Below are 25176 nucleotides of genomic sequence, written 5' to 3' on the forward strand. Positions count from 1 at the left end.
TCAAGGGCTTATAAGGTATAATGGCAGGCGACCCGCCTGCCGGGTTGAACCTCTTTCATTTCTGGCTCGGTTTCACTGCAAAGCCTTTGCTTCCTTTTGCATTCTTGCTGGAAACGACAACCCTGCGGAGGGTTCTCGGGCGGTGTAATGATTCCCCCCACGGTCCGACCGCTGGCTAAGGCCTGGGGTTTATCGATTCGTGAGACCGCATCCAGGAGGGTTGCGGTATAGGGGTGGCGCGGAGAGTGGTACAAATCCTCCGAGGCGGCGATTTCGCAGAGTCTGCCCATGTACATGACGGCAACACGATCGCAAATATTTTTCACCACGGCCAGATCATGGGAGATAAACAGCATCGCCAGGCCGTATCGGCAACGCAACGCATCCAACAGGTTGATGATCTGGGCCTGCACCGACACGTCGAGAGATGACACCGGTTCGTCGCAGATCAACAGCCGCGGATGGGTGATCAAGGCCCGTGCGATCTGAACTCGTTGGCACTGTCCGCCGGACAGTTCAAAGGGCCGAAGAGAATCATTCTCCGGGTCGATGCCCACCTGACGCATCATTTCCCGCGCCCGCTGCCTTCTTTCGGATGGGCGGCCGCTGTTTGTGATATGCAGGGGCATCGCAATGGCCTCGCCGATTCGGCGACGGGGATTCAAGGCCGAAACAGAGTCCTGAAAAATGATTTGAAACTTCGGCCTGAGTCGAAGGAGGCGTTTTTGGGGCAAGGTCGTCAGGTCTTCTCCTTCCAGCAGGACCTTGCCGGATGTGGGCGGCGGAAGCTGCATGACGGCCCTGGCGATAGAAGACTTTCCACACCCGGATTCACCGATCAGCCCCAGGATTTCTCCTCTCCGGATGTCGAAGCTGACGCCGGAAACCGCTGGCAGTTTTCTTCTCCTGCCGATGCGGTATTCGACCCGGAGATGTCGCACATCCAGAATCGGCGCTGCATCGATCCGCAGACGGAATGATGGGGGATGTGTCTCCAATGCCAAAACAGGGGCTCCAAATTCATCTTTAGACATGCTGGCATCCGGCGATCACGCCAAAGGATGCCAGCACGCGGTCCTATGGGCGGCCGGGTCGTCCGGCAACAGCAACGGCGCCTCGACGCGACATTTCGCGCTCGCACGCCAACAGCGCGGCGCAAACCGGCATCCTGTGGGCGGATCGATCAAGTTGGGCGGTTGCCCGTCGATGGTGTTCAGGACCGTATGCGTCGGGTTTTCCAGCCGGGGAATGGCGTCGAACAGGGCCCGGGTGTACGGCATCCGCATGTTCGCCAAGAGCTCGCCGGTGGTTGCCGTTTCCACAATTTTACCCGCATACATGACGGCAATGTTCCGGGTTCTTCCGGCTGCCATGCCAAGATCATGGGTAACCAGAATCATGGCCATATGTTTTTCTCCTTGAAGATCATTCAGCAGATCCAATATGTCCGCCTGAATCGTCGCGTCCAGCGCGGTCGTGGGCTCATCGGCGATGAGCAGTTTGGGTTCGCAGGCAAGGGCCATGGCGATGGCGGCCCGCTGCCTGAGCCCGCCGGATAACTGGTGAGGATACTGACGCGCCCGGTGGTCCGGGTTGGGGATTCCGACCGACGCCATCAGTCGGATCGCTTTTCCCATGGCTTCCTTTGCCGGCATGCCGAAATGGTGAACCAACGGCTCGGCCACCTGTCGGCCCACGGACATGACCGGATTCAGGGCGGTCATGGGATCTTGAAAAATCATGGCGATTTCACGGCCCCTGATTCGATTGAGCGTGCGATCCGGCAGCCGATTCAGAGCCTGTCCATCAAAGATGATTTCGGCATCCTTCGACAACGTCGCGGCAGTGGGCAGCAATCCCAGCAGGGCGCGACAAAGAACGGTCTTGCCGCAGCCGGATTCTCCCACCAGCCCCAACGTTTCTCCTCTTTCAAGGATAAACGAGACATCCTCGACCGGGTTGAGCGGCCCGCGAGGGGTTGGTATCCGGACCCCCAAACGATTGACCCACAGTAGCATCGGCCCGTCCTTTCCGCCCGGTGAATTCAAAGCTGTCCGTCCCTGGCGTCGATCAGGGACCTGATCGCATCGCCGACCAGGTTGAACGCAAGAACCGTCAGAAACATGACCAGGGCGGGAATGAGGCTGATATGGACGGCCTCGTCCAGCATCTCCTTGCCCTCGGCAATCATGCCGCCCCAACTCGGTATGGGGGGCGGCACACCGAGGGAGAGAAAGCTCAGCGATCCTTCCGCCACAATCATGTACGATACGATCAGCAGGGCATAGACCACCATGGGCATCATGATGTTGGGGAGGATCTCCCTTGCAAGGATATGGACATCGTTTTGCCCGAGTGCCCGGGCGGCCGTTACGAATTCACGCTGGGAAAAATTCAAGGTGTTGGCCCTGGCCACCCTGGCGAATGCGGGAATCGTCAAAAAGCCGAGGGCGTAGATCATATGGTCGAGCCCTGGTCCGAGATGGAAATAGACGGCGAGCAGAAGCACAAGGCCCGGAAAGGCCAGAATCACATCCATGACCGACATGACGATCGTCTCCGTGCGCCCCCTGTAAAAACCGGCCAGCATGCCGATGATGCCGCCGATCACCAGCCCGATCAGTGGCGCGATCAATCCCACGGCCAGGGAAATTCGACTGCCGTGTATCAAGCGGGCCAGGATATCGCGGCCCATGGTATCTGTGCCGAACAGGTGAGCGTGCGCAGGCACTGTCGAGCTGTCGGCAATGATGGTGGCCGTGCGGGCGCCCGGCGGTGATGCCTGATTTCCCCAGTCCATATCATCGTATCCGGGTAGCGGAAAGGCATCGGCAAAAACCGCGCAGGTGAGGACCAGGGCGATCCAGCCCACTGAAAGCCAGAACCCGATGCCGAGCTTTTCAGATAGGGGCATCGGCCTGATAATGGCGGATGCGCCGCTCTGGAGGGGATATGTCATTTGCCCTCGTTGGCTGTTGAAAGATGTCGCTTTATCGATCCGTCTGCACCCTTACGCGGGGATCCAGAACCGCATACAGGGCATCCACCAGAAAGTTGGCGGTCACATAACCCAGCGTGATCAACAGAATGCAGCCCTGCACCATGTTCAAATCCCTGCTGTAAATCGCGCCGACCAGAAGACGCCCGATCCCCGGCAAGGCGAAAATGGTCTCCACGATCACGGCGCCTCCGACCAGATGGCCGATTTGAATGCCAAGGATGGTGATCAAGGTGAACGAAGACGGTTTGAGCGCATGATGGAGCAGAATTTTGCGTGCCGGAAGCCCCTTGGCCTTGGCCGACAAAATAAAGTCCTCCTGAAGGGTTGCGATCATGTCGCTTCGCAAGACCCGCATCAGGGGCGCCCATTCCATCAATGCCAGGCTTGCCGCCGGCAGCATCAGCGACCGCAGGTTCGTGAGCAAACCTTCCGAAAAAGGGGCAAAACCAGTGGCCGGAAACCACCCGAACGTCAGGGCAAAAATGTAGATCAACACCAGGGCCATGACAAACGCGGGGACCGACATGCAGGCGAACGCCGCGGCGCCGAAGACTTTGTTCAGCCCGGACCGGGATCGGTACGCGCTGATGACGCCGATGGGAATGGCCAGCGCCAGGGCAAACACCTGGGAGATCAGCATCAATTCGAGGGTGACCGGCAGACGCGTGAAGATAGCGTCGGCAACCGGCTCCTTGGTGCGCAGCGATATCCCCAAATCGCCCTGGACGGCACTGGAGAGCCAATCGACATACCGGATCAGGATGTTCCGGTCCAACCCCAGCGCCTCGCGGATGGCTTTCACCCCCTCGATGGTGGCCTCCTCGCCTGCAATCTCATAGGCCACATCTCCGGGCAACGCATCCACCATCAGAAATGTGAGCACGGTGACCGCGAACAGGACCGAAACGAGGCGCAGAAGCTTTTTGATCGCGTGTCTGGCCATTTCAATGTCCGGCGTCTGGTGGCCTGGGTGTCCGGCCTCGTTCCGCCAGTACCATAAAACCGCTATTTTTCAAACCAGGCTGCTGAAAGCTGGACGACGCCGTTTCTGATCGCCGGGATTCCTTTTACTTCCGGTTTGGCAATTACATGAAATCGCCTGCCGCCGCGGTAGATGATGGGGACATCCCGGTTAATGAACCCGGCAATGTCGCACAGCATCCGATTGCGTTTCTGAACGTCCATTTCCATGCGTTGGGCCGTCAGCAGGTCATCCACGGCAGGGTTGCTGTAGCCGGACACATTGCTTCGGCTTTGGGAGTGAAAAGCCCCAAACAGCAGGGGTCCCATATCCGTAGCGGAAGGCATGCGCCAGGTGGATATCTGATAATCCTTGGTGATGACTTTTTTGATGACCGGCCCGAAGCTCAATCCTACCGGCTTGACCACCACACCGATCTCCTTGCAGAAGCGCTGTAACAGCTCGCCTTGCTCACTTCCCCGCTTCGTGTTGGAGTGCAGGCATTCTATTTCCACGGTTTTGCCGTATTCATCGATGAGCCGTTTGGCCTCTTTCGGATCGTAACCGGGATAGTCCGAATCCTGGCAGTCGATATCTTGCCCAAAGGGATGCAGCGCCATGGGAATCGCATTTTTATAGCTCATGGCCACACACGCTTCCTGATTCCAGGCATGTGCAATGGCCCGGCGAACGCGCGGGTCGTCGAATGGGGGTTTGGCCGTGTTCAGGACGAATATCTCCGCACCGTTTCCTTCACCCTGGTAAAGCACCAGGCTGGCATCTTTCTCTGCCTGGTCGATAATGGTGCCGCGATCCATCCAGATGAGGTCCATCTGGCCCGATTTGAGGCTGACGAAGCGCGTCTGGTGATCCGGCATGATTTTAAAGACGATCTCGTCGAGGTGGGGCCTGTCTTTCCGCCAATAGTGCGGGTTTTTCTTCACGACGAGCCGGTCGCCGGATACCCACTCCTTGAAGATGAACGGGCCGGTCCCCACGGGGGCGCGCAGTTGATTGTCTTCCTCGACGGATTTCGGCGAGGGGATGGACATGCTCAGGCCCCGGGTGTCGGAAAGTATTTTGGGAAACGGCGGCCACGCATGGGCCAGTTGGAATTGGACCGTAAACGCATCGACCTTCGACACCGCTTGAATCGGCTCAAAAAAGGAACGGCCGCGAAACCGGTTTGCTGGATTCAACATCCTGGACCAATGTTGAACAACCGCATCGGCATCGAAGGGTGTCCCGTCGTGAAAGATGACGCCTTGCCGCAACGATATGTTCCACAACTGTCCGTCTTTGGACGGTTTCGCGGATATGGCAAGGGCTGGAATCAGATCACCCGCGTCGTCCACATCGAACAGTCGCTCCATGACCGTATTCATCACAACGGCGTCGCAAATGGCAAATCCACTTGCTTTGATCACGTCAAACCCGGCAAACTCGTTCTCCGCGCCGAATGAAAGCGTCCCGCCGCTTTTGTCTCCGGCCCCCTGGGACAGGGGCGGCAAGAAGGCAAGCAAGATCAGAACAACTACAAAATCCAATAGATAATGCCTGGATCGTGTTCCCAAAGACCTCCTTTGTCCCAATGCTTCGTTCATGCGCAGACCTCCTTCTTTGGAAAGGTTCGGCTGGATCAAGGTTTTGGTTTTACTCGTGCATGGGCAAACATGAAAATATCCGAAACGGAACGATCCTGGTGACGACCTTTCGGGCAGTTCCGCCAGAATTCGTCGCCGGCCATGCTGTTCACCCCTATAAATCCTCTCGAGTGGAGAAATGCCCCTATCCGTCCGGGGTCGATCCCAAAAACGATATCCTCGCCAAAATGTTGCAGGCTCTCCTTGAGCCCCTTTGCTTCCGGTTTAAGGCATGTCCCTTCGGCCACGGAGCACGGGAGATAATCGAAGACCACAGCACTGCCCGGCTCTGAATTTCTGGAAATGAAAAGAAGGGTGTCATCTATGGATTCGTGCGGAATGTAATAGGTGACGCCCTCCCAGATGAATAGCGTATAGAGATCTTTTTGAAATCCATTTTCAAACAGCTTTTCGTCCAATTTTTCCGTTTCGAAGCAAATGGGCACATAAACGACGGGACTTGAAAAGGCAGCGCGCATGTTTTTGAGGCATCGGATTTTTACCGCCTGGGTGGCCGGATGGTCTAACCCGAAAATTTTGACCCGGTTGTCGAACCGTTGCTTGAATCGAAGCGCACGCGTATCGTATCCGGCCCCCAGGATCACCACCTGCTCCAGACCGCTGTCAAGGCATTTGCACAGGTAAGTATCGATGAACCTGAAACGGGCCAATACGGCGCCGCACACCCCGGGCACGATCTCTTCCCAGTGTCGGATCAGCTGTTCGCATTTTTCGGCATCGTGATAAAGCGCCATCAATTGAGGGGAAAGGAAGTATTTGGCATAGGGATCCATGCAGATTCTTTCAGCGGTCGGTCTGAGGGATTCCACCGCTCTGAGAAAGGCGTTGTGTTCAGCTGTCCGGCTTGGATTCAGGCGCCTCATGATTTCCTATCCTCAGCTTTTCGAAGATTTTTTTATCTTTGAACCCCTCGTAAATCACATGGTTGGCCATATTGAGGACATCCGGCAACTTGATATTCATTTCCTTCAAAAAAATTTCCGAGTCGATTTCCTGAGACGAATACCATCCGCTGTTGATCAATGCCGCAATGCCATGGACAAAAATCCAGCGCATCACCCGTATACGATCCACCTCGGTTTGGGACAGATTTTCAAACGGCTTGTAATTGGCAAGTTCGGCTCTCAATATCTCCCACATCTCACGGGTGTTTTTGCGTTGCAAAACGGCATGCTTCTCGTCGTTGATGCAGCGAAACAGCATTTTTTCCTCGATGGCGAACCTGACATATCCGATAGCCTGATCGAGCCATTTGTCCCCGGTCTCTTTTAAAGAGAGATATTCATTGAACAACGCCAGGGCCTTTTTAACGATCTCTTCCTCGAGGCTTTTCATGGATTCAAGATAAGAGTAGATCGGTCGGGTGGATGAATTGAGCTTCTTTGCGATCGCCCGGGCGGATAGTCCGTTCCACCCTTCTTTGCGGACGATGTCAAAGGCGGCATCGATGATATCCTCTGTTTGAAAGCGCGGTTTGGGGGGCATGCGGTTCCTGTGTGCAATAGATTTATAAACAACAGTTGTTACATTACATGTGTTGTGTAACGAATCCGTTTGACGGTGTCAAATTAAAAATGATCGGGTCAGCGGGTAATCCTACAGTTAGTGCGGCAATCGAATGGATCACACCCGCTGCGAACATACCGATAGCCGTCGATCCCTGATCCGTGATAAGAGAGGCTTGACGACTCCCCATGCGTCTTTTTGGCACGGCGGTGTTTCACGAAGGGTTTCTGACAAAGAAATAATGGCCCGCTGCCGAGCCCGGAGGCTGGCCTGATAAATGGAGGTCAAATGTGGGCCTGCTGAACCGGCTTTTCAATCGACCCTTGCAGACGTCCCCCCGCGCTGGGCCTGCACAGATGGGTGCCGGCTTCACCCGCAAAACGGTCACCGACATGATTGCAGGCGGTGGCAAAGCGGTGAATGTGATGGGCCATCGTCTTCCTGTAGGGTTGATTCTCCGTTCGCTCTGCTGGGCGCTGGCCGGGATGCTTTGCGGCACTCCAACCTGGGCCGATGAAGGGGCGCTTTTCTCTTTTCCGCAGTTCAGCTCTCGATTCGAGAGTGCTTTTGCCCAAAAGGATGAGTCGGCCCTGGCGCGGTTGGTCCGGACCCATCCGGAAAAGGTCCGGTCCCTGGTCGACACGTTCTTGTCCAACCACTCCCGGGCGGTCGTGGATTCCCGTACACAGGACGCTGAAAAGGCCGTGGCGCACGCGGCGGCTGCCGCCGGCCTTGCGGAATCGCTGCTCGACGACCCCTTCCCCAAGTCGCAGGTCGGGCGACACAGATCCTGGCGCCGGGGCGATCATGAACGCAAAATCGAGGCCGACACCCGGTTCAAGGCGGCCATGGCGGCTTTCGACGAGGGGCGGTACGGCGATGTGATTTTACCTGGTCGTGCGGCGCTGGAGATGTTTGTCCGGATAGGGGATGTCGCGGGCCAGGGCCTTGCATTGCACTTCCTTGGACAGGCCAGCCGCCGGTTGGCCGATTACGCGGTAGCGCTGACGCTGCACCGCCGCGCCCTTGCGCTGGGCCGGCAAGCACCGGACCGTCTGCTCGAGGGACAGGCCCTCATCGATCTGGGCGATGTGCACGAGCGCCGAAAAGAGTTCGAACAGGCCCGCGAAGCCTATCTTGAAGCCGCGCAGCTGTTGCAGTCACCGTCTTTCTGGACCGAGGCCGCCCGGGCCCGGCGTCAGCTCGGCGATGTTTACGTGGCCACGGGCGATTACGAGCGGGCCTACGGCGCATACCGCCTCGCCCTCGAGTGTGCCGAAAAGGCCGGGGACGCGGCCGGCATAGCCGAATTCAACGATTACCTGGGCTACTGCCACCGGATGCTGGGCGACTACCCGGCGGCCATCGGCTACCACCGCGCGGCCCTGGCGAGCGCAGCAGGGATTGCCTCGCCCGACGCCCGATTGCGGGCCTGTGCGCGTGCCTGCAACCACCTGGGACTCTGCACGGCCAAACTGGCTGCGGCGGATGCGGTCGCGGGAGCACCGGAACGGGCTGCCGATAAGTATGGTGAAGCGATTTCCCACGAAGAGAAGGCATTGGGCATGGCCGTGGATGCGCAGGATCGTTGGCGCCAGGGCTATGTGCTGCGGGCCCTTTCCAGCATGCATCGAGAACGAGGCGTTCTGTTGGAAGGCCGGGCGGCCGTCGTAGAGTTGGAGAGCGCCCTGCGACGGGCCGACGAGGCCTTCGCGCTGGGGAGCGCCATGCAGGAAATGGAGTGGCAGGGGCTCGCCCTGCACGACCGCGGACTGACCCTGGCCCTGCTGGGGCGCGAGCAGGAGGGGCTCGCGGCCTTCCAGGAGGCACTCGATCTCTGGGACCAGATCGGGGATTTGCAGTCGGCGGGCTACGCGCACCGTTTCGTGGCGCGACGGTTTCACGAGACTGCCGGGCGGCATGCCGAGGCCGAGGCGGACTACGATCATGCCCTGCGCGCATTTGAAAGGATCGGCGATGTAGAATCCCAAGCCTTCACCACCATGGACAAGGCGCGCGTGGCATCGCGGCAAGGGCGGCCGGAGCAGGCCGCCGATCTCTACGAGGCGGCCGTCGCCCGGTTAGAAGCCGTGCGGGCCAAAGCGGGCTTTCCGGAGTTTCGCAAGGCCTTCATGGGCAAGGTGTATGACCGGTATGAGGAGGCCGCGTGCTTCGCCCTTTCCCGGGGGATGAACGAGCGCGCGCTGGGTTACGTGGAGCGTATGAAGGCGCGCACCTTTCTGGACCAGCTGGCCGAGGGGCGCGTTGAGCTGCACAAGGGGATCGATCCGGCGCTCAGGGACCAGCGGGACAAACTGGAAGGCGAGCTGGCGGCCGTAACCGACGAGATCGCGGCCCAATATCGCAAGTCCTCTCCGGACGAGAAGGCGCTGGCCGCCGCCAAGGCACATATGGCCCGGCTCGAGGCGGCATTGGACCGGCTGAAAAAGCAGATCCGCATGCAAAATCCCCTCTACGCTGCGGTTGAGTACCCGGTGCCCGTAACGGTGGGCGAGTTGCAGTCCGGGGTGCTGGCCGCTGACGAAATTCTCATCGAGTATTTCGTCGCCGCCCGGGAGGTCTACTGTTTCGTCATCACCCCCCAGGGATTTCAGGTGGCCCGGTTGCCCGTGGATGCGCCCCAGCTTCGCGACAAAGTGGCGGCGCTGGTCGACAACCTCAACAACGGATTGGCCAGGGGGGAAGGTTATAACCGACCGTCGGCTGGCGAGCTTTACGATATTTTGTTGAAACCATTTGAGAAAGAGATGGCGGGCCGAACCCTGGTGATCGTGCCGGACGGCATATTGGCGCTCTTTCCGTTCGAGGCGATGGTGGTGCGAAAGGAGGGGCGGCGATCCTACCTGTTCGAGCAGCACGCCGTTAAATACGTGCAGTCGGCCACCATCCTGGCCCTTCTGCGGTCCGGGCGCAGCCGCCAGGCATCGGGCGATGGGTTTGTGGGTTTCGGTGATCCGGTATATGATTATGCCAGTTTTGCCCAGGGCCAACCCGAGGGCTGCGCCGACTTGGCCGGGCGCGGCGTCCCGGCCGGCCTTTTAAACACCCGTTATGCGGCGCTGGGGGGCCGGCTGAGCCGTCTCGAAGGCAGCGGAGAGGAGGTTCGGGCCATCGAGCGCCTGTTCCGCGAAAAACACGGCGGGAAAGCCTTGTTGCGCGCAGATGCGCGCGAGGAGGTGGCCAAAGGAAAAGAGATGGACCAGTATGGCTATATCCATTTCTCCATGCACGGTATCGTGACACCGGAATTGCAGGCCGTCGCCTTCAGTCAGATCCCGGGGGCCGGCGAAGACGGCCTCCTCACCATGGGGGAAATGATGAATTTGCGCTTCAACGCAAGACTCGTGGTGCTGTCTGCTTGCCGCACAGGCCTCGGCAAGGTGGAGCGCGGAGAAGGCATTACCGGCCTCACACGGGCTGTTATCTACGCGGGCAGCCCGGCCGCGGTGGTCAGCCTGTGGAGCGTCGACGATACCGCCACCCGGGAGCTGATGACGCGGTTTTACGATGGTATGATCGTCAAGGGTGTGGGCAAGAGCGAAGCGCTCCGCGCCGCCAAGGGCGAGATGCTCAAGACGCGATACCGCCACCCCTATTTCTGGGCGGCGTTTGTCATGTACGGGGAATAGACAAACAAGTGACGTTTTCCGATTTGAAAGGAGCAGCACATGCAGAAGCAACGTGACAAAAAGAAATTGATACCGACCTTGCTGGCCACTGTTTACGCCATACCGGCATTGGCCTGCGCCGACGACCAGTTGGCCAGAGAGCCGCAGCCGGCCCAGGGGAAGCCCAGGGCCGCCGTTACCGATGAGGCGTTGAAGCAGGAGGTGATCCAGCTCCTGCGCCAGGGGGAGACCGACCGGGTCACCATGAACGTAGCGGGACAGCCGGGGGTCTATTTTCGTCTGCTGTACAGCACCACAGGCGATGCGGACAGCTACGTCCCTGTGCCCGACGGCCAGGGCCGGATCGGTGAGGACGGGGTGGGATCGCTCGATTTCGAACTCAGGAAGCTCGGCACGGAGGAGGTCTACTTCAAGGTGCGGACCTCGGACACGGCCGACTTCACCGATACGCGCGTGACCCCCGAGCCCATGATCCTCGAGGTGGAGCAGGTGGAGGTCAAGGCGCGCGACGCTGTTGACGACGCCTATGGAAAGATCAAAGTCAAAATCCAGCAAATCAAGAAAAAGCACGAAGTCCGAACCCCCAGCGCCGTTGCCGGTGTGCGCGGTTAAAAAGGGAGATTTGGGAAGCGTTTCCTATGAACAACGATCATTGCAGCATCCCCATTGTCGGGGCGCGGCCGGGGGGCGGGGGAAGCGGGGCCGGGCAGTTTCGGCCCGCGCCCGCGGCCGCCGTGCGTCAGGGGGGCTCGGCCGACATCACCCTGGTGAACATGAACCTGCTTTACATTCGCCTCGAGGGACGGATCGACTACGAGTCCCATCCGCCGCTGGGGCTTCTGTACCTCACCGCGGTGCTCGAGGGGCAGGGATTTCGGGTCGATCTGGTCGACTACCAGCTCCTGCCCCGCACGCGGCCCGGCGCAGACCCTTTCGATCTTGAAACGGCCTTGGACTACATCGGCGACACGGCCACGGTGGTCGGTTTTTCCTGCATGGCCAACCTGCTGCCCTTCACGTTGCTGGTGGCACAGCGCCTCAAACAACGCCACCCGGAAAAGACGATCCTGTTGGGGGGCGTCGGACCGTTCGGGGTGGAAACGTCGATTCTGGAACGCTTCGCCTGGATCGATGCGGTCGTTCAAGGTGAAGCCGAACATACGCTGCCGCAGCTCCTGCCGGCTCTGGGCGACCCGGGCCGCATCGGCAGTGTGCCTGGCATCTTTTACCGGCACCCCGACCGAACGGTGCAATACACCGGAAAGGCGCCCCGTATCGGCGATCTGGACGACGTGCCGCTGCCTGCCTACCATCGTCTCGACATCTCCGCCTACGACGCCTTCGGCCTCATTTCTTCCAGAGGATGCCCCTACGCCTGTCGATTTTGCAGCGTCGCCCCCATCTGGGACCGCCGCACCACCTACCGGAGCCACGCGAACATCATCGCCGAGATCCGGCTGCTGCACGAAACGTACGGCGTGAAGACCGTTCTCTTCCAGGACGAGTTTTTCTACTCGAGCGAGGCGAAGATGCTGGATTTCTGCGACCGTCTGGCGCAATCCGGGCTTTCGGTGCGCTGGAAGTGCTACGGCCGGGTGAACCTGGTCACCGAGCGCGCCATGCGGCGGATGGCGGAAGCCGGCTGCACCCAACTGCGCTTCGGCATCGAGTCGGGTTCGGACCGCGTGCTCGAGCGCGTGGTCAAGGGGTTTCGCTTCCGGGACGCCCTTGGGGCCGTGACCGCGGCGTTGAGGATCTTCGAGTCGGTGGAGACTTTTTTCATCTGGGGTTTCCCCTTCGAGGAGATGGAAGATTTCTACCAGACGGCCCTGCAGATGGCCCGGTTCCGCCAGATGGGGGTCACGGTGCTGCCTTCGCTGCTCTCCATGCTGCCCCAGACCGATATCTATCGCGAGTACCGCCAGGGCACCTATGGGGGGGCGCTGGCCCTGGTGCCCGAACTCGTGCCCATTTACGTGGTGACGGGCCACGAGATCGTGGACACCTGGAACTCGGTGCCCGGTCGCTACCGTGCCTATTACGATTTCATCGGTGCCCACGAGGAGGTCTTCCCGGGATTTTTTCTGTTCGATCCCGAAAGCAATGTGCTGCCCAAATATCAGGCCATGCGAGAGATGGGATTCGCATGAGCCGCCGGTTGAAAAGCGTCGCCGTACTGGGCGGGAGCCGCTTCATCGGCCTTGCCATCGTGGAGGCGTTGCTGGCAAAGGGTTGTCGCGTCTTGACGGTCAACCGGGGTGTGACGCCGGTGCGCTGTTCCAGCCCCGTCGAGCGGGTGACGGCCGACCGTCGTGACCCGGCCGGCTATGCACGCGCCCTGGCGGGCATCGACGTCGAGGCCGTCGTGGACGTGACGGCCTACCGCCCCGAAGAGACCCGGGTGGTGGTGGCGTCTTTTGGTGGGCGCATCGGGCGTCTGGTGCACATCAGCAGCCTGAGCGTTTACCGATGGCCGTTGCCCTGTCCCGTCCAGGAAGACGCGCCGCTTGAAGACGATCCCCGGCATGAATACGGGTACGGCAAGGCGGCCTGCGAGCGCCTGCTCTTTTCTCAGCCCACCGAACGGCTGCCCTGGACCGCTCTGCGGCTGCCCGCCGTATTCGGCCCTCACGATCCACACTCCCGCGAGGCCTATCTGCTGCGACAGATCCTAAAGGATAAAACGATTGTCGTGCCGCCCCGGCCATACCTGTGCCAGAATCTGGTTGCTGCCGATGCGGCCCGGGCCGTGTGCGCCCTGCTCGAAAGTCCCCATGCGGTCGGTCGGGCCTATAATGCCGGGGACGAGCCCTTCACCCTCGAAGGCTATGTGGGACTTATCGCCGGGCTGGTGGGCCGGCCGGCGCGCATGGTTCGCGCTTCGACCCGGGTGCTGGTACGCGATGGGGCCCATCCGGAAAGGATTCCCTACTACTTCGAAGGCGACGTGGTGCTCGATACCCGCAGGATTCGCGACGAGATCGGATTTTCGCCGCTGCGGCCCGTGGAGGAGGCTATGGCCGCGACCGTGGAAGAAATTACCAGGGCACCCGGCGGGATCGATTCCGCCGGGTGGGGCCTGCCTTGGGAGGCGCCGTTCCCGGCTGGCCCTCTGGATCTTTTCCGAAATTCCGGATCTCAAGCGCCTGATAGCCCTTGACGCCAGGCACGAGGGCCATGCTGCGGGCTACCTGTTGCAGTCTCCTCTATGGTACCTTCTGGGGCACCTTCTGGGGCACCTTCTGGGGCATCTTCTGGGGTACCTTCTGGAGAAAGGTTCACCTGCCGGGATCGACCATGCGTCCCATGAACAGGATCGTCCCGCTGGCATGGTCGCGGATCAGGAATAAGAACGGATGATCCACGCGAAACTCTTCGGGATGTTCCATGATGCTCTTGGTGACCATCTCCACGGCGGTGACGGCGGCGGCCTCCGTCCCCTCCTCGTTGACCTCCACGAAGGCCTTGTGCTTGATCTGGGCAATGCGGAGCTTGCCTTTGGGCCACCCCATGCCCCTGAAATCGGCAACGGGCATCTGGAACGCCTCGGCGATGCCCATCCGTTGGAAAGGCGGCACCAGGTCATAGCTGGTTTCGAGGTTGAACCGGGGCAGGTAGAGCCTTACCTTCCGGGGCTGCCGGCTGTCCAGGGCCGCCAGCCATTGCTTGAGGTTCGGTTCGGTCGCCTGCTCCTCCAGCGAGTTCAACCCATCCACCTGGTTGGGCAGCAGGATCACCATGGAAAGCCGCTCCCCCTGGTACGGCAGGCTGAGCGCGCGAAAACCGTTTTCCTTCAACAGCCTCAAGTCGGCGTTGCGCTGCATGAGGGGTACGGTCACCTGCCGGTCGTGTGAGACATTGAAGGGTGCATCGGCGGTGCGATCTTGATCGAACGGGAAGGCCCAGAGGCCTTTGAAGTAGATGGCGTTGAGGATCACGCAAACCGAATCACGGCTGAGTTCATCGAGAATCTTTTCGATTTTGTGTTCGGTCTTGTTTCTCACCCATGCGTTGATCGTCTCCAGATCGCCGGGAAAGATTTCGGCATCGTAATAGTCCTTTAAGAGGGTCTTGTAAGCCTGGCTCACATCATCACCCGTGAGCACCAATGCGTTGGCGACATTGAGCTTCTGCCCGGCCAGGTCCGAACCGTTGACCAACCCGGTGTTCAGCAGTTTGAAGGCCGGGTGAAGCTGGTCCTGATCGAGATCGAAGTGAAGCGCCCGCTTCATCTCTTCGGCCGTCTTGCCGCGGGCGCCGGCATAGGTCATGGCCATGGCCGCAGAGATGCTGTGGGGTGAGAAGAAAAGATTGTCTTCCCCGGTCGCCAGCTGTCGGTACAGCTGGACCGAGAAGGCGCGGTTGCCCTGGGTCAAAAGATCTTGCGAGGCGGTTTCCGAAGGGGCTGCGCCGCCGGCCGCCGACAGGGAGACGGCCACGAGGACGGTCAACAGAACCATTGAGACGATGGATGTGTATTTCATTGCGATTCCTTTTATTTTGAAAGGGTGGCGTCCTGACATCCTGAACCCTAACGACCGACGCATTCTAATATGGATGCACAGTGAAAACAACCGGCTATTTGCCGGCTATTTGCCGATCCAGGGATTCCACGGACTGCTATTCGTCAGTGTCCGTCCACAAATAGGCAAATTGGGTCGAGATTAAGGCGCACGAAAAATTTAACCGCAGGCATATGATCGATATTCCGAGGATTAAATTTTTCGTGCAACGCCGATATCGGGCCAATTGGTCATTTGTGGACGGGCACTCGTTAAACCCGGCCCGGGTGGCACAGGTGGCCGATGCCACACGCCAAGCGGTCAAGTGCCAGTAAAATGCACGGCGGACGGCCCAGAAACTCCCCCGGCCTGCGCCGGGGCTGCCTCAAGGTTGATCCGGATGGGGCCGATAGTATCCTTCGAAGGGATTCAGTGCTTGATGGCGGTTTTGGGTTGCTGTATAACATACTTAAAATTTTACAAAATGTTCGATGTGCAGGCGTTTTTCATTTTGGCCTGTTGGAAAATCGTATGACTGACATCCGGAATATCCTTTTGACATGCACTTTCTTGCTGAACCTGTTTATGTGGCCGGTCTGGTCCGGCGCAGACGAGCTTCCCGTCGCCGGGTCGCCCGCTCCGACCGCCCTTGACGCCGCACCGTCGCCAGCCCGGCTCGGACAAAGCTGGGAGGGGCATCTTTCCCATCAAAAGGAAGCCTTCATCGAGGTGGTGACAGACCCGGCCGATTGGCGCTTGCTATGGCGGCGCGCCTTCGACGCACCGGCGCCGGAGCTGGATTTCCAGCAGCATGTGGTGGCCTGCGTTTTTCTCGGCCACTCGGCGCCCTGGCTGTTTTCCATCGCCTTCGGGGAGCCCCTGGTACGTGGCGATCGGGTGGTCATTCCCTATGGGTTGAGCGATCTCATCCTGGAATTGAGCGGGCCGTTCAAGGCGGGCGGGCAATACCGGATGAAGGTCTTCGAACGCAAGTCCGGGTATGCTTACGGGCTGGAAGAGACGCTCTACAACGACATGTGAACAGGGGGCCGCGAGGCGGCGGGCGAGGAGGTACGTGATGGCCAAGGCAGGTCGAGCGCCGCGAAAAGGCGCAACTCAAAAGAGCCTGATCATCCTGGCGGTACTTTTTCTGTTGATCGGCGGAGCTGTCATGGATCCCATGGCCGGTATCGCCTGTTTCGCCCTGGCGGGGGTCGCCTCCCTCATCGCGGTTTTTTCCGGCTCGGGATGGCCACGGCTTGTGGCGGTGGCCCTGTTGATCGCTGCCGCGGCGCTGGCGGTTTCCAATGTCTCGCCCGCCCGCCAGCACCATCAGAATTACAGATCGAGCGTGGGAGCGACCAGCGTCGAATGATGCTCGCCACCATAACGGATCATAAACATAATGTGTGAGACCAACAGCGAGGAGTTGAACATGAAAATCGACGTGTGCAATGCACTTGGGAGATATTCGGAGAAGAAAAGAGATTCCGAGCGTTGGCGGGTGGTTTTGACGCTCTTTTTCTGGATCGTCGCAATCATCGCGATCCATCCCCAGCCCGGCATGGCGGGAGAGCGTTACAGAGGCCTGCGTGTGGCGGACCAGGAGGGCCGTTACTACATCGATGACACCCAACATGTCGCGTTCGTCATGGAAGATGATGCGGTGACGGATTTAAGAATCCACATGGATGGGGTCAACAAGGATGTGTCGTTTTCAACCTGTGCTCCGCTGCAGGCGGACGGCAGCAACTTCACGCGATGGTTTGCCGTCGAATGCCGTAAAATGACCGCCTATGACCAGGGGCAGTTTTCCTATGACTATTTTCTGGCCGGCGCCTATGCCGGGATATCGCCCGTCATCACGCCTGCATATTCCATGTATCAGCAGATCAAGGCGGTTTCGGATCAGATCGGAAGGGAAGTCCCGGCGAGAACTTTCGTTATCTATGCCAATAAGAAGCCCGTCTATGAATTCTTCTGTTACGCTGACACCGCAACCCCACAAATTACACAGGCCGATACGCCGCCTCTCGCCGTCATCTCCGAGGGTTCGCCGAAAATGAGGAAGGAAGACAAGCTGCAGGTGGATCACAGCATGCCCATGAATCTGTCCTACCTCATCGATTCAAGACAATTTTATTCGAATCAGATCATGCTCGTCTATGGATTCCGGCCGGAGAACGACAAGGCCGGGAGCGCCGCCACCGTATGGGGGAAGAAGACCAGCGACCAGGATTGGCTGCTGGAGCGGGAGTCGGCGGCGGTTTGGGTGACGGGCGTCGATGGTCCCCAGCATCATGAGGAGATCATTCTACGGACACGAATGGAAGAGAAAGACGGCACCGTCATGTTGCGCGGTTACCAGGTGATCCAGGTCGGACCGGTGCAGGGACCCGGCGTTACGTTAAAAACGGGTGAGTATCTCTATTACGATCTGCCCGGCTCCCGGAGCAACAGCTGCCCCATCGACCTGATCGGCGACGCCGTCGAAGCCGTCTTCTACGATGCCCACAGCGGCGTGATTCTCGAAGCCGTCCAACCGGGTACCGCCAAGCTGAAGGTATTTACCCACTGGTGGCAGGACCCCCAGCCCAAATTTCTCCGGGAGTACGAGATTGTCATTCATTAAAGGGAGCGGTCACGGTCGGAAATCCACATATCGCCATGACAACGGACCGCGTAAGTTCACCATGAAATCCGGCCCGTTTGACGTGGAAATGATACCAACTGGGCGAAGGAGTTGTAGATGACGCAAAAAGTCGAGATCGTTCCCGGAAAACTGACGGCCCGCGGCGCGGCCATCGGCACTTGGGTAGTTTCCCTTTTGATGCTATTCGGCCTGGTGATGGCCGTGGTGGTGCTGATGGAGACCTCCTTCTCCTCAGAGCCGGGCCTGGCGATTCTGATGTGCCTCTTCTGGCTGGTCTGGATGGGCGCCTGCATCGGTATCATCGTCCAATTCCGACGGGTGGTGAGGGCGTCGCGGCAGAGCGGTACGGACACCCTCGCGGAACTGCGATTCGACCCTCCGGACGCTTCCGGCGGCGCTCCCGGTGATCTTGCGCCGGGCGCCGACATCGAGGCGCGGTTGCGCCATCTGGACAAACTGCGCCACAGCCGGCTGATCGACGAGGAGGAGTACATCGCCCAGCGGGCCCGTATTCTTCAGGAGCTCTGATCTTACGGACGGCCGCCGATCATTCGTAGATCTTCTCCCCTTCGGCAAAGGCTTCGGCCGCATCGTTTTCATAATCCCGTTCCGCTTTCTTCGCCTTGCTGGCCAGGTACTCCTTGTACCACTCGTGGGCGATGATCATGCTCATCACCTCGTTGGAGCCGGTCCAGATGGAGGCCAGGCGAAGGTCGCGGGCGATGCGTTCCACCGGAAACACGTTGGTGTAGCCGATGCCGCCCATCACCTGCATGGCGTTGTGGGCCACCTTCTGGCACGATTCGGTGACGAACTTCTTGGCCTGGCTGACCATGCGGCGGGTCTCCCTGGCCGGGACGCCCGAGTCGACCATGCGGGCGGTGGTGTAGATCATGCTGCGGGCGGCATCCAGGAGCATGGCCGCCTCGGCCACCTGGAAGCTGACACCCTGGAACTGGGCGATGGGCTGGCCGAAGGCCTTTCGCCGTGTGGTGTAGCCCGTGGCCACGGTCAGGGCTGGTCGGGCCGCGCCGATGGTCATGGCCGCGGTGCCCAGGCGCTCGGGGATCATCATGGTGTTGAAGACCGCGTAGCCGCCGTTGAGCCGGCCCACGATGTTCTCCTTGGGGACCCGGACATCCTTGAAGACCACCCGCCCGGCGCCGCCGCCGCGGCTGCCCATGAGGCCGTAGATATAGTCCACCCGCACCCCGGGGCCGCGGTCCACGATGAAGCAGGTGAGGGCCTTGTGTGGTTCGGCGGCCGGATCGGTCTTGGCGTACACAAGGAAGTAGTCGGCCCCTTCGGCGCCCACGATGAAGCGTTTCTGGCCATTGATGACAAAGTGGTCGCCCTTGTCCTCGGCGGTTGTCGTGGTGCCGAAGAAGTCCGACCCGCCCCGGGGTTCGGTGAGGCATTCGGCGGCGAAGATTTCTCCGCTCAGAAGCGGCTTGACGTAACGCTCCTTCTGGGCGTCGGTGCCGTGCAGGATGATGGCGTCGCAGACCAACTCGGCACCCACCCCGAAGACGCAGGCAAAAATGTAGCCCAGGGTGCCCACCTCCTCCATGACCATGCATGTGGAGACCCAGTCCATGCCGCGGCCGCCCCACCTCTTGGGGTAGCGGCAGCCGAACAGGTTGCGCCGGCCGGCTTCGCGCAGAAATTCTTTGGGGAACTGGATCTTGTCCTGGTCCATATCGAGGATCATCTGCCGCGGCACCCAGCGCACCAGGTCCCGCACCTCTTCGCGCAATTTTTTTTGTTCGTCGGTCATCATGAAATCAAACATTTTTGCCCTCCTCCTGTTCCAGTTCGTCGCGCCGGAGCGTTATTTTTTCCAGCATTTCCAATATTTCCGATTCGAACAACCTGAGTTCTGCCATGCGTTGGCGGATCTCTCGCAAACTGCGGTCCGCATAGCGCAGGGTGCGCCGGATCTGTTCCCGCTCATCGATGCCGTCGGAAATCAGTCCGATCATGTCGGCGATCTCCTCGAGGGTGAAGCCGAAGCGCTTGCCCCGCAAAATCAACTTGAGGCGCGCGCGGTCCCGCTTGGTGAAGAGGCGGTGGCCGCCGTTGGTGCGGCTTGGCGCCAGCAAGCCCTTCTCTTCGTAAAAGCGGATGGTGCGGGTGCTGATATCGAATTCGCCGGCCAGTTGGCTGACGGTCCAGGTCGGTTCGTCGTTTGGGATGGACATGTCAGGAGCCTGTGTGAAGTTAACGTTAACGTTAACATTTCATGGGGGTGATCCGTATGTCAACAGGAAAGTGATCGGTGCCTGTTCGCCACCCCGGCGTTGGCGTCGGTTGGTTCAAGGATTACATCCCTGAAAGTTTCGCGGAAATGCGGAAATGATTTGATCATCCGGTCCGCCTCAATATAGAACCAGCCATCTGGTGATGATGTGATGAAAACAGGAGGCTTCCATGCGATTACTCCTCATCGAGGACGATGCCAAAATCGCATCCTTTATCACGGTGGGGTTTAGACAGGAGGGCTTTGCGGTCGACCATGCCTCGGACGGCCGGGAAGGTCTCCAGTTTGCCCTCAACGCCGACTATGACGCGGCCATCGTGGATATCATGCTTCCTGGAGATCTCGACGGTCTGGAGGTGATCGAGCAGCTCCGGCAGCAGGGCATCCGGACGCCGGTGTTGATCCTGAGCGCCAAAAGATCCCTTGGAGACCGGATCAAAGGCATCGAAACCGGCGGGGACGACTACCTGGTCAAGCCGTTCGCCTTTTCCGAGCTGCTGGTGCGGGTCCAGGCGCTGATTCGCCGATCGATGATGCATGGGGAGCGTTCGAGCCTGTCGTGCGGTGACCTCTCCATCGATCTGATTCGGCGCGAGGTGTATCGGGGAGGGCACAAAATCGACCTGCAACCCCGGGAGTTCGCCCTGCTGGTGCTGCTGGTGCGCAACGCGGAACGCACCGTGACCAAGGCCATGATCCTGGAGCATATCTGGGATTTTCAGTTCGATCCTCAGACCAATGTGGTCGACGTCCTGATCTGCCGGCTCAGAAACAAGATCGAAAAGGGGTATGGCAAGAAATTCATCCGGACCATCCGAGGGATCGGCTATGTTTTCCAGGACCCCGCTAAAAATATTTAAATCCAACGCCTTCCGACTCTCCTTGTGGTATGCGGTGGCCTTTATCCTCGGGTTTGCGGCCCTGCTCATGGTCACCTACCTGTCCCTTTCCTCAGCCATGGCCAAAAACGACCGGGAGGACATTGAGGCGGAGTTGGCCGAACTGGCTGACCTTTACAATGCCGGCGGGTTGCCGGCCATCGACGCCGAGGTCGCAGTCAAGTACCGCTTTTTAAAGGCGGAAACCTACTTCTTCCGGTTGGCCGACGGCGCGAACCGGACCGTGAAGATCTATTTCCCCGATGTCTGGGACGAATTCGAGCTGGATCAGTTGGAGCGATTGCCCCTTGGCCCGGCCGGCGACTGGGTGTCGCTGCCGGCCAGGGAGGATCGTTTCCTGATGCTGGCCACGGCCCAGCAACTCAACGACGGTCGCTGGCTCCAGGTGGGCATGAGTTCCGAGGAGCGGGAAGAGACCCTGGGCCGTTTCCGGGATACGATGCTGCTGATCCTCTTCCCGCTGACGGTTTTGGGGATCGCCGCCGGATTGTTGATGGCGCTCAGATCGTTGCGGCCCGTGCGATCCATCATCCAAACCGTGACCTCCATCCTGGAAGGCGAAATGGCGGCCCGGGTTACCCGCTCCTACAACGGCGACGAGCTCGATGAGCTGGCCCGTCTCTTCAACGAGATGCTCGACAAGATCAAGACGCTCATCGAGGGCATGAAAGGGTCGCTGGACAACGTGGCCCACGATCTGCGCACCCCCATGACCCGTCTGCGCACGGTGGCGGAAAAGGCCCTCCAGGACGATACCGATCTCAAACAGACCCGCGACGCACTTTCCGACTGTATCGAGGAGTCGGACCGCATCCTTTCCATGGTCACCATGCTGATGGATATTTCAGAAGCGGAAACCGGCACCCTCAGCCTGCACCGCGGCACTTACAACCTCAGTTCACTCGTCAAACGGGTCGTGGATATGTATGAACCCGTGGCGGACGAAAAAGGCATCGGACTGACGGTCGCGGCCCCTGCCGAGCTGTGCAACCGATGCGACGGGAACCGGATGAGCCAGGCCTTTGCCAATATCCTGGACAACGCCATCAAGTATACGCCGGCCGGCGGCCGCGTCGCCATCGAGGTGTTTCAGCAGGATGGAAACATTTGTATCCGCTTCACCGATACGGGCACCGGCATCCCTGCAGACGATTTGCCCAAGATCTGGGACCGTCTCTTCAGAGGGGCCAACGCCAGGTCGCAAAAAGGATTGGGGCTGGGATTGAGTTTTGTCCGGGCGATCTGTGAGGCCCACAACGGCCGGGTCGAAGCGAAAAGTACCCTCGATCGAGGTGCCACATTCACCATTACCCTCCCGCCTGAATGACGACGCTTGCATAAACAACCTTTCAAAACTGTAATCTTCAGGAAAGGGGCCGGCAATTATCTCCTGGTATAAAGCAGTCGTAGTTTGAACATACCTTTTCAATCCCAGGAGAATAAGCCATGGAATGGAAATTCTGGAATCGTAAAAAGATTGCAGCCAACAAAAACGGCGAAGCCAAACTGGCCAAACCGAGAGAGTTGCCCCAACAAATCGGACAATATCTGGTGCTTCAAGAGCAGATGGACCCGGATTACGTTTGGGCCTTGAGGTGTGTGCTGCGGCCCTATCCGGACGTCAAAACCAAATTTGATTTTCTCGTGTTCAGCACCCGAGCGGTTCGTTCGGCCGGCATCGATGTGGCCAATTACGACCACCTGGCCAAATATCCGGACCTTGTCCTCTACAGAGGGTGGTTCGACAAACGCACCAATGAGATAGAGTTCCACAAGCCTACGAAGAAGGCGGCCTAGACTCGATTTTTTTACAATCGGATCTGGTACTTCTTGACGAAATCCACCGGGTTGTAGGAGAGTTTGGCTTTGCGCAACCCCTCGTCTCCGATGTCCTGTTCCCGGTTGACGATGGTGGGGCCTTTGGGAAGTTTGGTCAGAAAGATTTGATTGATGGCCTGGTAGCTGCCTTTGTAGTCGGGGCATCCCTTTTCGAAATGAATCACCAGGCTGTTGTCGGGCATGATCTCCGCGATGGTGTACGCGGCGATGATGCCCTTTACGATCAGGGCGCCGCCGGTAATCGCCTGCAAGTGCTGCGCGGTGTCGAGCACGCGCGCGATGGCTTGGTTCTCCGAAGCCAGGGTTTCGACGTCTTCGCAATCGCGCCAGGCACACCAATCTTCCTGCATGGCCATGGCATGGTCGATCATGTCCGGTCCAAACGGCAGGTAGGTGTATTCATAGCTTTTGAGGAACTGGTTGAGCAGGTTTTTCTTCTTGTGAAAGCGGTTGCCCTTCAGTTCGATCAGCTCTTCGATGCTGTATAGATAGTCCCAGTGTTCGCGGGTCTCTTCGGCCGTAATGGAGAGTGCATCGTTGCGTCGGAGGATATCTATCAACCCGTCGGGAATTCGGATGATCCGATCGGCGTCGGCTTTGGCCGCGGCCAGGGCCGCCGGCCAGTCGGTTTGTTGCCAGTCGCCTACCGGCGCCCACAGGGCGGGTTGGGGATCTTGTTGCCGTATCCATACCAGGTCGTCCTGCCAGGCCCATTGGAGGCCGTATTCCTCGCCCCATCCCCATAGATTGATAAAGCTGTAATCGGATGCGATCTGGCCGCACCGGGAGAGGTGCTTGAGATAGTCATCCTGGCGTTCGAGTCGAATCGGTTCGAATTGCATGCGGGTGGTGGTTCCCTTCCGCGCCATCTTCAAAGATGGGCTGTTTTTCTGTTGTCATCACCAGAACGATATTCAAATCCATGACATTAGTACCCGTGGGGCCGGTGATCAGCAGGTCCCCCAGCGCTTCGAAGAACGGGTAGGCATCATTATGAGACAGATGGCGGCGGATGTCCAGCCCTGCACCGGCGGCGCGGGCCGCGGTGGTGTGGTCGACGAAGGCGCCGGCGGCATCGGTGGGGCCGTCGGTGCCGTCGGTGCCAGCCGCGAGGATGAGGACCGACGGATGATCGGCGATGGAAAGGGCCGTATTCAGGGCGAACTCCTGGTTGCGGCCGCCGCGTCCGTCGCCTTTGAGGACCAGGGTGGTTTCGCCCCCAGACAGAATGCAGGCCGGCGGTGGCAAGGGGTTGCCCGAGGCTAGAATTTCCCGGGCCATAGCGGCGTGAAGGCGCGCCACGGTGCGGGTGTCGCCTTCGATGCAGGACGAGAGCACCATCGTATGGTAGCCCCGCTGCTCGGCGGCCCGTGCCGCGGCCTCAAGGGCCTGGCGGTTGCTGCCCACCATGAGATGCGCGGTATGCCGCCAGTCGTGGGTGTCGGTCTTTGGTGTCTCGGCCACTCTTCCGGCGACACCGTCTCTGATGCGTTGTCGAACGACGGCCGGCAGTTGCGATTCGATGCCGTAACGGCCAATGATGTCCAGACAGTCGCCGAAGGTGCTGCGGTCCGGCACGGTGGGGCCCGAGGCGATGACATCCGGGTCGTCGCCGACCACATCGGATAAAATGAGCGTCACGCACGGCGCCGGCGCCGCGGCCTGGGCCAGCTGGCCGCCCTTGATGCCGGAAAGATGCTTGCGGATGGCGTTCATTTCGTGAATCGTCGCGCCGCAGGAGAGCAGCAGATCGGTGGTCGTTTGTTTTTCCGCCAGATGGAGGCCGTCGGCCGGCAGCGGCATCAGGGCCGATCCACCGCCGGAGAGCAGCACGATGACCAGGTCCCTCGGTCCGGCTTGGCGCGCCAGGTCGAGGATGGCGCGGGAGGCCGCGACGCCGTTGGCGTCGGGCAGGGGGTGACCCGCTTCGACGGTGCGGATGCGGGCCAATGGTGCGGTGTGCCCATATTTAACACTGATGATGCCGTCTTCGATGCGGTCGCCGACGATCTCTTCAATAGCCCGGGCCATGAAGGCCGTGGCTTTACCGGCACCGACGACCCATATCCGGTCGATGGCCGAGAGGTCGAACCGGCGTTTGCCGATGCACAGTTCCCGTCCCGTTCGACGGCAGAGACGCCGGATGGCGGCCGCCGGGTCGGCGGCGCTCAGGCCGCTTCGGAATATCGCTTCGGCATCGGCGCGCATGCGGGCCAGGATGGGGTCGGACGTCGCGCTCAT

23 protein-coding genes are annotated in these 25176 nt (G+C 59.6%); 11 read left to right on the forward strand and 12 right to left on the reverse strand.

The features are described 5' to 3' along the window. Positions 1-8: 8 nt before the first annotated feature. The 7 genes from DFT_RS05920 to DFT_RS05950 all read right to left on the reverse strand — a co-directional run bounded on the left by DFT_RS05920 (position 9) and on the right by DFT_RS05950 (position 7111). Entirely contained in the window at positions 9-1034 is a 1026-nt protein-coding gene (locus DFT_RS05920) for an oligopeptide/dipeptide ABC transporter ATP-binding protein (RefSeq protein ID WP_083453355.1), read from the reverse strand. Positions 1035-1049: 15 nt separating this feature from the next. Then, positions 1050-2018 (reverse strand): ABC transporter ATP-binding protein, encoded by a 969-nt coding sequence (locus DFT_RS05925; RefSeq protein WP_054030324.1) that lies wholly within the window; start codon positions 2016-2018, stop codon positions 1050-1052. A 26-nt stretch (positions 2019-2044) separates the two neighbouring features. Then, complete coding sequence (locus DFT_RS05930; protein ID WP_054030325.1) at positions 2045-2959, reverse strand: ABC transporter permease; 915 nt, start codon at positions 2957-2959, stop codon at positions 2045-2047. 31 nt (positions 2960-2990) lie between these two features. After that, on the reverse strand, positions 2991-3944 hold the full coding sequence (locus DFT_RS05935; RefSeq protein ID WP_054030326.1) for an ABC transporter permease: 954 nt from the start codon (positions 3942-3944) through the stop codon (positions 2991-2993). A gap of 62 nt (positions 3945-4006) precedes the next feature. Further along, positions 4007-5566 (reverse strand): ABC transporter substrate-binding protein, encoded by a 1560-nt coding sequence (locus DFT_RS05940; protein ID WP_083453356.1) that lies wholly within the window; start codon positions 5564-5566, stop codon positions 4007-4009. A 35-nt stretch (positions 5567-5601) separates the two neighbouring features. Beyond that, positions 5602-6489 carry an SAM-dependent methyltransferase gene (locus DFT_RS05945; protein ID WP_076750411.1) on the reverse strand — a complete coding sequence of 296 codons (888 nt, stop codon included), beginning with the start codon at positions 6487-6489 and terminating at the stop codon, positions 5602-5604. Beyond that, the gene (locus DFT_RS05950) at positions 6458-7111 is read right to left on the reverse strand and encodes a TetR/AcrR family transcriptional regulator (RefSeq protein ID WP_054030329.1); all 654 of its coding nucleotides are present in this window, start codon (positions 7109-7111) and stop codon (positions 6458-6460) included. The genes DFT_RS05945 and DFT_RS05950 overlap by 32 nt, the downstream gene beginning before the upstream one ends. 311 nt (positions 7112-7422) lie before the next feature. On the opposite strand from DFT_RS05950, the gene DFT_RS05955 reads away from it, so the two are divergent. From DFT_RS05955 to DFT_RS05970, 4 genes are read left to right on the forward strand one after another with little or no spacing between them, the layout of a single operon-like run. Then, entirely contained in the window at positions 7423-10782 is a 3360-nt protein-coding gene (locus DFT_RS05955) for a CHAT domain-containing tetratricopeptide repeat protein (RefSeq protein ID WP_054030330.1), read from the forward strand. A gap of 39 nt (positions 10783-10821) precedes the next feature. Then, positions 10822-11394 (forward strand): hypothetical protein, encoded by a 573-nt coding sequence (locus tag DFT_RS05960; protein ID WP_054030331.1) that lies wholly within the window; start codon positions 10822-10824, stop codon positions 11392-11394. A gap of 26 nt (positions 11395-11420) precedes the next feature. Continuing rightward, positions 11421-12932 carry a B12-binding domain-containing radical SAM protein gene (locus DFT_RS05965; protein WP_054030332.1) on the forward strand — a complete coding sequence of 504 codons (1512 nt, stop codon included), beginning with the start codon at positions 11421-11423 and terminating at the stop codon, positions 12930-12932. After that, positions 12929-13942 carry an NAD-dependent epimerase/dehydratase family protein gene (locus tag DFT_RS05970; protein ID WP_054030333.1) on the forward strand — a complete coding sequence of 338 codons (1014 nt, stop codon included), beginning with the start codon at positions 12929-12931 and terminating at the stop codon, positions 13940-13942. Before DFT_RS05965 ends, DFT_RS05970 begins: the two co-directional genes overlap by 4 nt. Before the next feature lie 118 nt (positions 13943-14060). Here DFT_RS05970 and DFT_RS05975 read toward each other — a convergent pair whose 3' ends face one another. Further along, entirely contained in the window at positions 14061-15266 is a 1206-nt protein-coding gene (locus tag DFT_RS05975; RefSeq protein ID WP_054030334.1) for a serpin family protein, read from the reverse strand. Positions 15267-15815: 549 nt separating this feature from the next. Between DFT_RS05975 and DFT_RS05980 the strand changes: the two genes are divergently transcribed. From DFT_RS05980 to DFT_RS05995, 4 genes are all read left to right on the forward strand, one after another. Further along, positions 15816-16325: a hypothetical protein gene (locus tag DFT_RS05980; RefSeq protein ID WP_054030335.1), complete on the forward strand. Its 510-nt coding sequence runs from the start codon at positions 15816-15818 to the stop codon at positions 16323-16325. A 37-nt stretch (positions 16326-16362) separates the two neighbouring features. Then, on the forward strand, positions 16363-16659 hold the full coding sequence (locus DFT_RS05985; RefSeq protein ID WP_054030336.1) for a hypothetical protein: 297 nt from the start codon (positions 16363-16365) through the stop codon (positions 16657-16659). Between the two features lie 60 nt (positions 16660-16719). Next, entirely contained in the window at positions 16720-17916 is a 1197-nt protein-coding gene (locus DFT_RS05990; RefSeq protein ID WP_152971878.1) for a hypothetical protein, read from the forward strand. A 117-nt stretch (positions 17917-18033) separates the two neighbouring features. Beyond that, positions 18034-18465, forward strand: a complete 432-nt coding sequence (locus DFT_RS05995) for an SHOCT domain-containing protein (protein WP_054030338.1) — start codon at positions 18034-18036, stop codon at positions 18463-18465. A gap of 19 nt (positions 18466-18484) precedes the next feature. Here DFT_RS05995 and DFT_RS06000 read toward each other — a convergent pair whose 3' ends face one another. Together DFT_RS06000 and DFT_RS06005 are read right to left on the reverse strand one after the other, a co-directional pair. Next, on the reverse strand, positions 18485-19729 hold the full coding sequence (locus DFT_RS06000; RefSeq protein WP_054030339.1) for an acyl-CoA dehydrogenase family protein: 1245 nt from the start codon (positions 19727-19729) through the stop codon (positions 18485-18487). Beyond that, on the reverse strand, positions 19722-20138 hold the full coding sequence (locus DFT_RS06005; protein ID WP_054030340.1) for a MerR family transcriptional regulator: 417 nt from the start codon (positions 20136-20138) through the stop codon (positions 19722-19724). Before DFT_RS06005 ends, DFT_RS06000 begins: the two co-directional genes overlap by 8 nt. A 229-nt stretch (positions 20139-20367) precedes the next feature. Here DFT_RS06005 and DFT_RS06010 point away from each other — a divergent pair, with 229 nt between their 5' ends. From DFT_RS06010 to DFT_RS06020, 3 genes are all read left to right on the forward strand, one after another. After that, entirely contained in the window at positions 20368-21057 is a 690-nt protein-coding gene (locus DFT_RS06010) for a response regulator transcription factor (RefSeq protein ID WP_054030341.1), read from the forward strand. Continuing rightward, positions 21026-22423 carry a sensor histidine kinase gene (locus DFT_RS06015; protein WP_054030342.1) on the forward strand — a complete coding sequence of 466 codons (1398 nt, stop codon included), beginning with the start codon at positions 21026-21028 and terminating at the stop codon, positions 22421-22423. Before DFT_RS06010 ends, DFT_RS06015 begins: the two co-directional genes overlap by 32 nt. A 119-nt stretch (positions 22424-22542) precedes the next feature. After that, the gene (locus tag DFT_RS06020) at positions 22543-22893 is read left to right on the forward strand and encodes a hypothetical protein (RefSeq protein ID WP_054030343.1); all 351 of its coding nucleotides are present in this window, start codon (positions 22543-22545) and stop codon (positions 22891-22893) included. A gap of 11 nt (positions 22894-22904) precedes the next feature. Here DFT_RS06020 and DFT_RS06025 read toward each other — a convergent pair whose 3' ends face one another. After that, the gene (locus DFT_RS06025) at positions 22905-23777 is read right to left on the reverse strand and encodes a DUF2156 domain-containing protein (RefSeq protein WP_054030344.1); all 873 of its coding nucleotides are present in this window, start codon (positions 23775-23777) and stop codon (positions 22905-22907) included. Beyond that, a complete protein-coding gene (locus DFT_RS06030) occupies positions 23740-25176 on the reverse strand; it encodes a glycerate kinase type-2 family protein (RefSeq protein ID WP_076750413.1) in 1437 nt (478 codons plus the stop codon). Before DFT_RS06030 ends, DFT_RS06025 begins: the two co-directional genes overlap by 38 nt.

The sequence above is a fragment of the Desulfatitalea tepidiphila genome, from assembly GCF_001293685.1.
Taxonomy (GTDB): domain Bacteria; phylum Desulfobacterota; class Desulfobacteria; order Desulfobacterales; family Desulfosarcinaceae; genus Desulfatitalea; species Desulfatitalea tepidiphila.